The sequence below is a fragment of the Domibacillus robiginosus genome (assembly GCF_000966195.1).
GTDB lineage: Bacteria > Bacillota > Bacilli > Bacillales > Domibacillaceae > Domibacillus > Domibacillus robiginosus.
In genome coordinates, this window is the sequence record NZ_LAHL01000011.1 from 240201 (window position 1) to 253407 (window position 13207).

The following is a 13207-nucleotide window of genomic DNA, read 5'->3' on the forward strand; positions in this document are numbered from 1 at the left end:
TATACCACATAGGTTCTTCATTACACTTATTATTGACTAAAAGTGTTAAATCTTTGCACTGTGATAAAAAATTTTTTAAAGGTATTTTCACATGTATTTGAGATAGAACTTTTTATGCCACATGTAAAATTTAGATTGAATAAAGAAAGCATCATCCACACAAAGCAGCCAAAAACCAAAGGCTCTAAGTAAAATACTGCAATATATGAAAGTGCATAAGATGGGTGAATGAATAGAAAATACCGAAAGCCCTATCTGGACAATGGAAAAAAGGAACCTTATACCTCGGTCGACCGTCGTTATCTAGACTCAAGAAACAAAGTCAAAAAAGGAGCAGTAAATCAAGACACAGTTAAATTTTTATTAGTAATATTTAAAGACACTGTTGCAGTTTTTTTATTAATGACGACGCTAGTACATATATCTGACTAAACTGAAGGTCTTAACTGCCTTGAGGAGAGAAAGTTGTGAAGAGGACATAGAGGAGGGATAATACCAACTTTTTTTGTTATATTTTTTGAGCTGTTCTAATACATTGACCTAAAAAGCAAATTTGCTTACAAAACACTAGGAAAAGAATTTCGGTAATTGTCAGCTGCCAAAAATTGTAGGCTCGGTTAGCTACATTTTCACCAGGACAATCAAAATCTATATTTTTCCTTACCAAAGAACAAAAGAGAACCTTTTTGGATTCTCTTTTTTAATACCTAAAATTTCTGATGTGCAACCGCTGATTTAGCTTCTGACGGGCATTCCTTTCGTGTGTATAGATACCATATTTGAAAAGACCTGTTGAAAGGTTCAGCCCAAGGTTCTCTAAAAGCATTCGCTTAGAACTTCTATTGTGCTAACAGAGTGTTAATGGAGGTAACCTCAAATAAGAGGATATCACACAGCATCTAATAAATCCTCCAACTCTTTTATTAACTTGCTTGGTCTTTCATTCAAAATTATTGCAATGGAAAAGATAGTATTAATAGTTGGTTTTCGCTTTCCTCTTTCCAATAAACTAATATATGTTCTATCTAGGCCGCTTTTAAATGCTAAGGCTTCTTGTGAAAGGCCACTTTGATTTCTATATTTCTTTAATATTAGGCCAAACCCTTCCTCTATAGTCATAAAAAACTCCTCTTTACTAAAGGTAATAAATTGATTTTCATATTAATGTTACAAATAGTCCACGGACTATAGTATTCGTAGGAATTAGTTTTTTTTATTGCATTATTTGTAGACTATAGTCATAATTAAGAGAGGTTATTTTTGAAAGCTTAATTAAGTGAAATTTAGCGGTAGTTAAATTTATGTTGATTGCCTGTTAAGAATACATTAAAAGGAGTAAGCACATGTTTTTAACATTACAATTAAAGCGTCTTGTCGATGAGGTTGAACAAAAGAATCTAAATGAGAATGAGGAATATTTATTAGAAATAATAAAACTGTTGGTGGAGTACCGAGAATTTGATACATCAAGTGCATTATTTGAGTTAAAAACAGATATTAAATATTTTTGGCAAAGGTTAGCTGAATTTGATAAAGAAATTAAAGAAATAAGAAAACAGATTTAATCACGTGTTTTTTTAGATTAGTTAAAGGTTAATACGATTTTTTCTAAAAAGGCAGCTTACTTGAATGGGCCGGCTAAATATTTAGCCGGCCCATTCAAGTAAGCTGCCTTTAAGTTGTGCTTTAAAATTAAAGTGATACTTTATTCAATTATTTCTTTTCGATAGTATAAATTGTTACTTTGGTTCCGTCTTGATTATGAAAGGTTTCTTTGGATATTATCTTTCCAGGGTTCTTCACTAACTTTTTTAATGGCTTAAAATTGCCGTATTTTTTCATCAAATCATCCTTTTTCTATTTCTGAAAACTGAATTAGCAGGATTTACCTGTGTAACGCCAATAACTCGTTATGTTCTTCTGCTACATTAAACTTCAAGAGAACTTGACTCCGATGGCGATTTTCCATCTGATTCATCTAGAGATTTTAATTTTAATTTATCCCGAATATCCTTCATTATCTCTTTGTCCTTAAAAAATAAAAGTCCATATTTTGTAGAGGAACTTTCAATCTTTTTAAAAATATAGCTTGAATAAGGGCAATTTTCAAATTCATTATCCATCTCTATAAAGGTCTTAAAGCTATCGTCATCCTCAACAAACCACAAAGCCTCTTTAATTACATATTTTTGTTGACCATAAAGCAAAATGACCATTTTTTTACAACAATAATCAAATGTTTCAATGTTAATACCGATTAATCCAATTTCTGTATTTTCATCACTAACATTGTCAGGCTCATCAATAGATTCAAATATAGTAGTGAAGGAAAGAGGTGCTTGTTTTAAGCGTTGATAAGCATTATTAATTTCTTCGCCTGTAAAGTTTGTCACTAAATATTTTACTAAGAATCCAACTGTTCCATAGTGTGAAACTTCTATAGCTTTTACTAAAGACTGCAATAAGATGACAATAGCAGACTTTTTAAGATTTTTTTGATTTTGTGCTGCTATAGCTTTAAACATAGGCTTTACTATTGCCTTCGGTCGTTTAGTCTTTCCATCGATTATATGTTCTTTAAAATCATAAACTACCGTTGTCAGCATTTCGGCATTTTTTTTAACAACAAGTTTTTGAATAAGGTTTTTGTAAATTATTAAAGTGCTATCTTCAGGTAGGTTTTTTAACCCGTTTAGAAAATCTCTTAGTTGCCTTTCATTAGATGTGTCTAAAGAATCTAAAAATTCATTAAGACTTAATGTGAAATGTTGTTTTAAACTGTCTTCTCCATCTAGAAACATTAAGAAATACAACCGAGTCAATTCTTTTCCTTTATTAAAATGATTGTTTTTGTATAAGTGGATAAGTAAAGATAAAGTATTTCTTAATAAGGAATTATAAATGCCTACAAAGTGCAAGCCATCTCTTTCTAATAAATGACTCGCAACATTTTCAACATCGTATCTGGAATTTCCACCTTTTAATTTTTTTATTATTTCAGAAAGAGCAGCTACATTTTCGTCGAAATCCTTGTTCATATTATGGTCTCCAAGGAACTTCAAGTTTTGAAAAATGCTTTCAATATTATGATGGAAGGTCTTATATAACTCTATTAACAAGTTATTGAATTTTTTTCTCGTATAGAATCCTGTAAGGATATTTAGATTTTTAGCTATTTGCATAATTGAATTCTTTAACATTTTGTCTGGATTCATTGAAATAAAAAGGTACCTGATTAGCTCAACAACAAATGTTGTTGCTGAAATAATTATCGCAATCCAAGCGCAAATTTTGTAAAATAGAACATTTGTAACATGCAAAGGGTGTTGATTAGCATATTCCTCTTGTTTCATTAAAGAATCCATGTTAGCGGAAAGCGTATAACCTGTTATCATCGAAAATATAACCATAAGCACCACAAAAACCACAAGCCCGTTTTTTCTGGTTACATTTGATACGGAAGGTGATATAGTTTTTTGCTCTCGGTGAGTAAAGACATACATTGCGGACAAAATAGATAGTACAAGCGCTAGAGAACTAGTGACAGTAATTATAATATATCTGATTGTTTCGTCACCAAATCCTTTAAATCCACCGGAGGTAAGTGCTTCGTCGAAAAACTGCTTTGTTTCATCTGAAGCTGCGTTGTTTATTGGTGGAATTAAAAAATAAAAAATTAAGAAGAGTAAATACAAAAAAACAAGAGTAATATGTGTATTTTCCGATATAGTATTTTTTATCAATTTTGAACGATAATACATTATAGAAGTAAAAGTAAATCGAGAAAGGGTTGTCTTTTTCTCCCTAATAGTTGTCGAAGAAAATTTCTCCTTTACTTTCTCGGTATCTATTCTTTTTTTAATACGATTAGTAAGCCAACCCCACATTATGCAGTTCTCCTTTGAATGACAAAAGAGACGAGAATATCTCGTCTCCTAATTACATTTTTATGCTTCTTGAGCTAATTGGAAAAAGAATTTTGAAATTTTTCTTTTTTGTATAATGCTATCTCTTGGTGTAGTAAGCCATGGTTTCTCTTGATGAGTAAGCTCTTCAAGATACTTTCCATCATATTGACCATAAGCATCCCAAACTGAATTTAATATCTCCTGTTGTCTTTTTGTAAAGATAGGCTTGCCTTTTTTTGTTTTGTTGTGAAAAGGCTTGGCTGGGATAGTTAAATACCTATAATCCTTATATTCAAAATAAATATCTCGGACAACGGGACCATGTTCCCATGCTACAATATCATCTTCAAACAAAGCTTCACCATTACTAAAGGCCATATGCCATCCTTGACAATAATATAACAGCTTTTGAAGTTTTAACGGAGTTACTGCCCAAGGGGTATTTGGTTTACTTAAGCTTAACAAGTAAGCAGCTACATCTGTCGCTTTTGGCATAATATACTCCTCCTTCCTGTAATTTCATTTTATAATAAGAAAGAAGGATTGTCACTTCACATTTTAAAATTACAGAAAATTTGTTCTATAATTTTTATTGTATTTACTTTGCCTGCGTTTAATGGTTTTGTTTGTAATTAAAAAAAGAGGAATTATCCGTGACTACTTATACAAGTGAAAGGTAAAAATTCAACATAGTAATAATTAACGTTATTTGTATTTGAAATGACAGAAACATGGGATAGCTTGTGCTTATCAAAATCTAATGCGTAATCCTTATTGAACTCCCATGAAAATTCAACTCTCTAACTTCATAAAATGGCCATACTAAATTAGACGCAGCCCATTCATTACCCGTTCTGCATCCATTTTCATTATCTGTGGTGTAGCGCTGGTTTTGCGCTACATGGATGGCTAACGGGGCAGGTTAGTGGAAGAACAATAAAAAAGAACACAAATGAACGTATCATTTGTGTTCTTGGGAATTCTTCTAAACAGTCACTTAAAATTTTTCTGTTTGTTGGGATGATAAATAGCTTTGCTCTCTTTGGCGGTCTTTAATAACGATTAACACCCCAAAAAGAATTAAAACAGAACCTACCCAAAAGGTTGCGCTAATAGTTTCATTTAGTATCAGCCACCCTAATAGTGTCCCAACAACAGGTTGGAAAAAAAAGAAAATCCCTCCACCAGAGGCATTTAGTATTTGCAGCCCACGATTCCACAATAGAAATGCAATAGCAGTTGATACTATTCCTAAATAGAGCAACCCTCCCCAGATAGTGGGGTCCGTTAATTCGTTCATATCTAATTTAGGTAATCTTGTGATAACAAAAGGAGTTAGAACAACAAAAGCAATTAAAGTAGCATAAGTGTTTACCACGATTTGTGAATAATCACTAGGCAAGCATTTCACAAGAACAGACATCAGTGCCCAGGTTAAAGCAGCTATGGTAAGCGAGATGCCTCCTAACATACTAGACATGTCAATATCATCAATTCCAACAATAATAATGACACCAATAGTAGCTAAACTTACAGAAATAGCTTTCTTAAACGTTAATTGTTCTTTCAAAATTAAGCTAGCAAATACCACCATGAATGCTGGTGTGGTAGCAGTAATAATCGCTCCCATTTGTGCACTAGAAAGCATGGTACCTGTTTCTTGTGTGACAATAGAAATGACATATCCTACAATCGAAATTGCCATTATAACCCCGATATGTTCTCTTTTAATTTTCCAATTTTGCTTAGTAACAAGTCCAATACATACTAACGCAACAAGCGCGATAAGATAACGCAGCCATACAAGTTCTAATGGCGGAATAACTGCCACTACTACTTTTACGACAACATACATACCTCCCCAAATGCTTGAAGCCAGTATTAAAAATAATGAACCAATAAGTGTATTTTTCATGTTTTTACCCTCCGTTTTATTAGGCTAGCTACGCCCTAACGGAGAGAAGCAGTTATTCGCGTTTTCTCTCCATTAAGAGCAGGAGAGTGCTACTGGTACATCATTTTCAAATAAAGGTGCTAAAAACATAAATATCAACTCCTTGTAAGATTCAATAATAAGTAAATACTAACAGAATCAAATCATTAATCAACCTGAATTTGAATGGAGATTGTGAAAGATTATACTTAAAGTAACGGGGGGCTTATGTTTAAGAACAGAAGGTGTAGCAGCATCTCTTTTTTATTGAATTAAAGGAACAGAACAGTTCAGAAAAAGGGGGGGATTTTATGAATTACTCTGAATTGCTTCAATATCAGGGTTATATTTATTTAAACTCAATATTTGAACCTGAAGATAACACGTTAATAGTGGACATTGACCGCTGTAAAAACAATGGAATTATAGTTGATGAAAAAACAAGAGAAGGTACTTTCACGTCCTATGGTTTGATTGATGTAGACGACACCCTTCCAATTATTCGACTTAAATTTGATTGGTACATTGCATATTCAGTTAGAAACGAGAGTTTTACTGTAATGGATGAGTGCGAGGTTTACAAAGGAACGGCTTTTTCACTTTATTCAAAATCTAGATACCTCGACTTTATTGAAGTCGGCACCATAGCTGACGATATATATCCTGGGCCGTTCAAACATTATGGGATAAATGCTTTAAACCATATAATTGATGTGGTATCGACTGAACCTCCAAGCATTTCGATATTACAAAGAAATGTTAAACAAGAGTAAGGGAAACCAGCAGATTACGAAGAATTGTTCTTAAACTCTTGGGTGCTTGAAATGAAAAATGGGGGTAGCTGCGGCACCTCTTTTTTATTGAATTAAAGGGGCAGGTTAGTTCAATAAGAGGTATAATAATCTTCATACTATTAGGAGGTGTGGGTATGAATGAAACTGGATATTTTGCCAGTATGAATTATACTGGCAAGCACCTGCATATAGACAATTATAAAGACGAATCTACTCCTTTCGTTGAGGCGATTGCTTGGGAACGACAAGATAAAACAATGGATATATTTTTTGATGATTTTAAAGATGATGAAGAGTTAAAAGCATTATTTGGAGACAAAGGACATTATTACGATGACGTTATAGGGGTGTTCTTGTATAACGTTAAAACAGATGAAGAAGCCTATGAAATGTTCTGTAATTGGGTAGATAAAGTGTTATATCCCTACCGAACTAGCCGGGAAGATTAATTTAAAAAGATATAGAATGATTATTAATGAGTGAAAGGGGAAGTCGGTTGGCGCATAAACACCTTAAAGACAGATTTAAGAAGGCCTTGCAAGTAGTCGGAAAGATAATTAATGAATGGGACCCTATGGACTTGCTGGCTCTTGATTGTCCAGATGATGAATACGAATTTGAAATTCAACGAATTGCATCGGCAGCTCTTCGTGTGAATAATGCTGAAGAATTAGCTGAAACTATTAATAAAGCTTTCGAAGGTGACTATAAAAAATCTAAAGATTGCTTATTGATTGCTGATAAAATTTTAAAAGAGCTCTTCAACTAATGTAGTGTGATGAGGAGAAATTAATATGCTAATGATAACTGAAAATGTAAAAGGCAAATCCTATAAACAATTAATAAATTTACTAGCAAAACATTGTAATCGTTTTGCTTTTGTTGAGAATAGACAAATGATGGAGAATGAAGAAGAGCGTCTTGCCTATATTGATAATTTGACGGTCGATATTAAAGGACATTTGCTTGAAAGGAAAATTCAACGAAAATGGGAAACCACAAAACTTTCTGGAGGTACAGCATACGTTTTTTATTTTCAGTTGAATAATGCTACAAGGCAATTTTTGAAAGAACGTAGCAATTCTCTTTTTGATTGGATTAGCCCAGAACTGTCAGAAGACTTAATGTTTTATCAAAATGATAAATGTATATTGGCTGTATGCTCACACGAGGGATTTTTTATGGTTGATGAAACTATATGGGACAGTTTCTTATTAAGCTAACGGGGTGCGTTAGTTCAAGGCGACATACAAAAAAGACCGATTTTTTTTTTCGGTCTTTTTTGTTGTTTTTCGTTACGTTAAAAACTAACAATTGAGAACGAGGTCTATAATAAACAGTTGTAAATAATGTTGTTTTTGTATTGAGGTAACTGTTGTTGCCACTCAGCGATTACAGGTGCCTCTATATCGATTATTTAAACAATTTAATCGCTTCATTTAGTGCTCTTAAAGGTGGCATATAATCCTGCAAAATCGAGGCAATAAGCTGGGCAATCAATTCATCCTTTTTATTTTCTAATTGTTGTCTTATTTCCTCAAGTCTGTCTTGTGCCCAATCTCGATTTGGTTCAATATTTAATACAAACTCAGGCACCTCTAGCTTTGTTACATCTTGCGTTATATTTACATTCAATGATACTAACCATTGACTTTCATATTCACTCTCTTCACGGTCACTAGGCATTATAAAAACCTTAATATCTGCCGTTATCTCTTGACCGTTAAAATCTAATTTCACTTTAGGAATGCCCTTTAAACTGATAGACGGAAGAAATCCAAGCTTTTCTTTTAGGTATGCTTCACAAAACTCCTCTGCTTTGTGTAGTATTTCCCTCTTTATGGTGTTGATATCTAAAGCGCTTTGGAGTTCTTGAAGCTTGTTTTTTACCTCATCCAACTTAGCTACATATTCTTTTCCTTTTTCAGTAATTTCAAGAGGAATATGTTCTTTGAAATGTTCTAATACCTTAGCCACATCCTGAGGGTTAAGACTGTCAGCTCCACTATTAATTGCATCTTGAATCCTATTTTTAGCTTCATTTACTCCACGTGTCACTTCTTCTCTTAAACGTCGTTCTGCTTCTGCGGCCGCAGCCGCAGCCGCCGCTGCAACTTCTTCTCTTAAACGCCGTTCTGCTTCTGCGGCCGCCGCCGCAGCCACCGCTGCAGCTTCTTCTCTTAAACGCCGTTCTGCTTCTGCAGCCGCCGCTGCAGCTTCTTCTCTTAAACGCCGTTCTGCTTCTGCAGCCGCCGCTGCAGCTTCTTCTCTTAAACGCCGTTCTGCTTCTGCGGCCGCGGCTGCAGCCTCTTCTCTTAAACGCCGTTCTGCTTCTGCAGCCACCGCCGCTGCAGCTGCCTCTCTTAAACGCCGCTCTGCTTCTGCAGCCGCCGTAGCCGCCCGAGCAGCTGCCTCTCTTAAACGCCGTTCTGCTCCACTAACTGGGTTGCCGATGGGCATAGTGATTTACCTCCTTACAAAAAAATTAATTACAATAAAAGGCTTTCCTTTAAATGTAGTATTATTCAAAAGTGGCATTTTAAATATAGAAGAAACCCGTACTCATTCATCTCAAGTACGGGTCTTATTTGTTATGTTATAAATCAATGTTTGAGAAGAGGGACTATAACAATTAGGAGTAAAAAGTTATTGTTTTCTTATTGAGCTGGGCAGTTTAGCTAAATTAGCTTCCGTAGTATCAAAAAACGTAACTAATTGATACTAGGGGTAAAGTTTGGAGGTGCTCACATGCCGTTAACTTTCTTTAGGAATCAAAAACAAAAACGAAGAGAGAAAAAAATTCAAAAGGGAATATGTCCCGCTTGCTCAGGTAGAGGAATTTTTACTTCAAGTATTGAATCAGTTTATATCGCGGATTGTGACACTTGTTTGGGTATAGGAAAGGCTACAAGGGATTCTTAGTTAGTAATTTTCAACTAACGGGATGCTTTAGTGAAAGGAAAGGAGCTGTGTATAGCTCCTTTTTTTGTTGCAGAAAAAGTACCTAGAAGAATTAAAGAATAATAAAAACAAATAACTTGGGCAGCTAAGTCTGCGGGAGTTATTTGTTTTTTACTATAATGAATAAACCGACATTATCTGCTATAATTTTCATAGTTAATTTTTTCCGAAAGAATGTTATAGCATGGGAGGAAGCAAAGTGGAACAATTTATTCAACAGGTTAAGAGCCTTTCAAGTAGAGTAGAAAAAATTAAAGATAATATCCAAACTGAAGAAGCAACTAAAACTTCCTTAGTTATGCCCTTAATTCAAGCGTTAGGATACGATATTTTTAACCCCGAAGAATTAGTGCCTGAGTTTATCGCGGACGTTGGGATTAAAAAAGGCGAAAAAATTGATTACGCAATTATGGAGGGTCCAAATCCTGTAATTTTGATTGAAGCGAAATGTGTTCATGAGAAGCTCCATAAACATGATTCCCAATTGTTCCGATATTTTGGAACAACCAAAGCTAAATTCGCCATCTTAACCAACGGAATTGAATACAAGTTTTTTACTGATTTAGAAGAGCCAAATAAAATGGATGAAAAGCCATTTTTTATTTTCAATTTGCTTGAACCACGTGATATTCACTTGATGGAGTTAGCAAAATTCCGAAAGAACTTTTTTAATATTGAAAACGTCTTAACAACAGCATCGGAGTTAAAGTACACGAGCGAAATTAAAAAGTTTTTGGCGCAGCAATGGGAAGAGCCTGACGAAGAATTTATTAAGTTCCTTTTAAGTGACGTTTATCAAGGGGTAAAAACAAAAAAAGTAATTGATAACTTCAGAGACATCATAAAGAAATCATTAAACCAATTTGTTAACGAAAAGGTAAATGATAAGCTACAAAAGGCCCTAAGTTCGACGACTGGAGAAGAAGCTCCGACTGATAAAGTGAATACTGAGCCATCAGCTCCTTCCGAAGAAGCTTTGATTGATGAACTTGAAAAAGTAGCGGATGAGCCGTTAGTTGTGACGACCGAAGAAGAGATAGAAGGGTACGTTTTAATTAAATTGCTGCTAAAAGAGGAAATAGAAGCTAACCGAATTTATTACCGGGATAACAAAAGCTACTTTAACGTTTTACTCGATGACAGCATACGAAAATGGATTTGTAGATTAGGTTTCAATACAAGCAACAAGTATATTCAACTAAACGATGAATTGAAAACAACTCATAAATTACAAAGCGTAAACGATATAATGCTCTACAAAGATGAAATTTTAAATGTTGTAAAACAATTTAAATAACGTAAGAAAATTTGTTTAGAGCCTCTTTTGAATTAATACATTTTTAAGATAAAAAATTTATTCAACAAACGGTGTCACAACTTATGAGTTATGACATGGTTTCTTGTTGAACTAACGGAGGCTTATGTTTAAGAATAGAAGGTGCTGCGGCACCTCTTTTTTATTGAATTAAAGGACAGGTTAGTTTAACAAGGAAATCTTATATAAACTAGAGAGTGACAATGGTTAAAGTTTGTTCAAAAGGGAGAAAAAGATGGATGAAAAAAACTTAGCAAAAATCTTTATTGAACACTTTGAGGAGTATAAGCCTATCTTACAAGAACACATTGTTTTTAATGATGAAATCCTAAACCATATATTCTTTGGTGAGTGCAATGAATATTTTATAAAGCTTATTGAGGAAGATAAGGAAATACCTAAGATAGAACGTTTATTTGATTTCTTTGAGCAGATGGCAATTCAAGGCGATGATTACGTTAAAGAACTATTAAGTGCCACCATTCTTGGGAGACTTGGGGATTCCAAGCAGGCGCTAGAAAAAGCACATAAATATATGGGTTTTGAAACAAAAAAAGCATCAGATGAAATTGAAAAATTTTGGGGGAGATATTAAACTAACGGGGGCTTTTGTTTAATATCCCCATATTTTCAGCTTTTTTATATTCAAAAAAACATACTGCTATAAACAAAACTTGCTATTAACAGTTAAACTAAGATATATATGTTAAAATTATAAATTTTCTCCAACCTATGCTTAGAAAAAAATAATATTCACAATATGCTAAAAAGAGTGATAATAAAATTAATTATGCTGATAAGAAAGCTCATTAAGATGTTTTCTTAATTAAAGTGGAGGTAAATAATGTTAGATATATGTCCTCAAAATTCTAAAATCTTTAGAGAGGTTATTCATGAAGTATTAGAAGGAGCGTTTAATTTTTTTGACCGTACAGGAAGCGGGCTTTATTATGAAGAAGTGCTTGGAACAGTATTTCCGTTACATAAACAAGATGACGAAGATTATGGTATAGCTTTTTTAAAAAAGCTTCGTAATGAAATCACTGATAAATTTAACCATGAATTTTCTCCTTTAAAAGAGTATGTTATATACCATATTTTAGATTGGGTCCTTGATGTTACAGATGAACCTTTTTCTCCTTCCGACATAATCAAAAAATCTTTAGAAAAAAAGGATACAAGCAATCTCCATGAAGAGGAATTAAAAGTATTAAACAGTATTAAAACACTTGAAGATTTAAAAGGAATTTGTTTTGAAGATTTAGATTTTCTCCAGGTTGCGGAGATGTTTGAAATATTTAAGAAAAGTCCAGGGACAGTATCGAAGGTTTTTCATATTGATTTAGACTACTACACAGATTTGTTACCTGATGACATCTTATTGGAGTACAATAAAATTAAGGACTATCTGAATTCAGAAGAAAATGGTACAGGCGTTTTAGAAGTAACAGAAACTGTAAGCACTAAAGATGATTTCTATGAAAAAGTAGATGATTTAGTTGAAACATTTAAGCATCACATAGTACATAAAAAAGGACACATTCTTATCAATAATGAAATAGGACAGTATAAAGAAAAACACGTACAAGTTATTTTTGATTTAGTAGCTAATTTAGGACTGAAAAATACCGGAATATTAATAACAAGAGAAGTGGATACCGGAAGAGGAAGCGTTGATTTTTACCTTTCTATTGGTTCAGATTATAGAGCCTTAATAGAAATTAAATTGGGAAGTCACGAAAGATACAAAGATGGATTGACTTATCAGTTACCTGCTTATTTGTTAACTGAAAAAATTGACTATGGATATTTTGTTTTAGTTTGCTATACACATGAAATCTATGAACAAGCGAAACCTTTATATGGAGAAGCCCAACAACTTAGTCTTAAATATGGAAAGAAAATAAAATTCGAAAGAATTGATGCTAGTGGAACATTAAAATCTGCGTCTAAAATTCAAGATGAGAAGGGAATGGGCTTTGACTAATAGCCTTCTCCCAAAGCCGAGACCTAATAAAAGATGTTGACGATTTTTTAGAAGATGTTTATGTAGTTGATACCGATTTTACATGGACCTATGTTCTTACTCATGAAGAATATTGTGGACCATACTTCTATCAGCTAAATGAGGATTAGCAAATCCATCTTATTCAAGTAACCGGGGCGTTAGTTGCAGCACAAAAATGGGAAACCTTTAGAAATTGGGTTTCCCTTTGTTTTATCCAATTATCAACATTAAATTTTAACAGAATCTAATGTAAAAAACTGGTTTTTATATAGGTGCTCTTCACCCAAC

Annotated in this window: 14 protein-coding genes; 9 read left to right on the forward strand and 5 right to left on the reverse strand. The window is 33.5% G+C overall.

Annotated elements, in window-relative coordinates:
- Positions 1 to 888: 888 nt before the first annotated feature.
- Entirely contained in the window at positions 889 to 1119 is a 231-nt protein-coding gene (locus VP97_RS08305) for a helix-turn-helix domain-containing protein (protein WP_050181287.1), read from the reverse strand.
- Positions 1120 to 1343: 224 nt separating this feature from the next.
- On the opposite strand from VP97_RS08305, the gene VP97_RS08310 reads away from it, so the two are divergent.
- Positions 1344 to 1565, forward strand: coding sequence for a hypothetical protein (locus tag VP97_RS08310; protein WP_050181288.1), 222 nt, complete (start codon positions 1344 to 1346; stop codon positions 1563 to 1565).
- A gap of 363 nt (positions 1566 to 1928) precedes the next feature.
- On the opposite strand, the gene VP97_RS08315 is transcribed toward VP97_RS08310, so the two are convergent.
- From VP97_RS08315 to VP97_RS08325, 3 genes are all read right to left on the reverse strand, one after another.
- Entirely contained in the window at positions 1929 to 3887 is a 1959-nt protein-coding gene (locus VP97_RS08315; protein WP_050181289.1) for a hypothetical protein, read from the reverse strand.
- Positions 3888 to 3947: 60 nt separating this feature from the next.
- Positions 3948 to 4403: a Panacea domain-containing protein gene (locus VP97_RS08320; RefSeq protein WP_050181290.1), complete on the reverse strand. Its 456-nt coding sequence runs from the start codon at positions 4401 to 4403 to the stop codon at positions 3948 to 3950.
- Positions 4404 to 4905: 502 nt separating this feature from the next.
- On the reverse strand, positions 4906 to 5823 hold the full coding sequence (locus VP97_RS08325) for a DMT family transporter (RefSeq protein WP_050181291.1): 918 nt from the start codon (positions 5821 to 5823) through the stop codon (positions 4906 to 4908).
- A gap of 329 nt (positions 5824 to 6152) precedes the next feature.
- Between VP97_RS08325 and VP97_RS08330 the strand changes: the two genes are divergently transcribed.
- The 4 genes from VP97_RS08330 to VP97_RS08345 all read left to right on the forward strand — a co-directional run bounded on the left by VP97_RS08330 (position 6153) and on the right by VP97_RS08345 (position 7858).
- Positions 6153 to 6614, forward strand: a complete 462-nt coding sequence (locus tag VP97_RS08330; RefSeq protein ID WP_050181293.1) for a hypothetical protein — start codon at positions 6153 to 6155, stop codon at positions 6612 to 6614.
- Between the two features lie 155 nt (positions 6615 to 6769).
- Positions 6770 to 7084: a hypothetical protein gene (locus VP97_RS08335; protein ID WP_050181294.1), complete on the forward strand. Its 315-nt coding sequence runs from the start codon at positions 6770 to 6772 to the stop codon at positions 7082 to 7084.
- Between the two features lie 47 nt (positions 7085 to 7131).
- Positions 7132 to 7404 (forward strand): DUF1871 family protein, encoded by a 273-nt coding sequence (locus VP97_RS08340; protein ID WP_050181296.1) that lies wholly within the window; start codon positions 7132 to 7134, stop codon positions 7402 to 7404.
- Positions 7405 to 7429: 25 nt separating this feature from the next.
- The gene (locus VP97_RS08345) at positions 7430 to 7858 is read left to right on the forward strand and encodes a hypothetical protein (RefSeq protein ID WP_050181297.1); all 429 of its coding nucleotides are present in this window, start codon (positions 7430 to 7432) and stop codon (positions 7856 to 7858) included.
- A 190-nt stretch (positions 7859 to 8048) separates the two neighbouring features.
- Here VP97_RS08345 and VP97_RS08350 read toward each other — a convergent pair whose 3' ends face one another.
- Positions 8049 to 8978 (reverse strand): hypothetical protein, encoded by a 930-nt coding sequence (locus VP97_RS08350; RefSeq protein ID WP_156153446.1) that lies wholly within the window; start codon positions 8976 to 8978, stop codon positions 8049 to 8051.
- A gap of 817 nt (positions 8979 to 9795) precedes the next feature.
- Between VP97_RS08350 and VP97_RS08355 the strand changes: the two genes are divergently transcribed.
- The 4 genes from VP97_RS08355 to VP97_RS23780 all read left to right on the forward strand — a co-directional run bounded on the left by VP97_RS08355 (position 9796) and on the right by VP97_RS23780 (position 13047).
- Complete coding sequence (locus VP97_RS08355) at positions 9796 to 10893, forward strand: type I restriction endonuclease (RefSeq protein ID WP_050181299.1); 1098 nt, start codon at positions 9796 to 9798, stop codon at positions 10891 to 10893.
- A gap of 253 nt (positions 10894 to 11146) precedes the next feature.
- The gene (locus tag VP97_RS08360) at positions 11147 to 11506 is read left to right on the forward strand and encodes a DUF7674 family protein (RefSeq protein WP_050181301.1); all 360 of its coding nucleotides are present in this window, start codon (positions 11147 to 11149) and stop codon (positions 11504 to 11506) included.
- Positions 11507 to 11755: 249 nt separating this feature from the next.
- Positions 11756 to 12898 carry a hypothetical protein gene (locus VP97_RS08365; RefSeq protein WP_050181302.1) on the forward strand — a complete coding sequence of 381 codons (1143 nt, stop codon included), beginning with the start codon at positions 11756 to 11758 and terminating at the stop codon, positions 12896 to 12898.
- A 26-nt stretch (positions 12899 to 12924) separates the two neighbouring features.
- On the forward strand, positions 12925 to 13047 hold the full coding sequence (locus VP97_RS23780) for a DUF4275 family protein (RefSeq protein WP_245629864.1): 123 nt from the start codon (positions 12925 to 12927) through the stop codon (positions 13045 to 13047).
- The last annotated feature ends 160 nt before the right edge of the window (positions 13048 to 13207 follow it).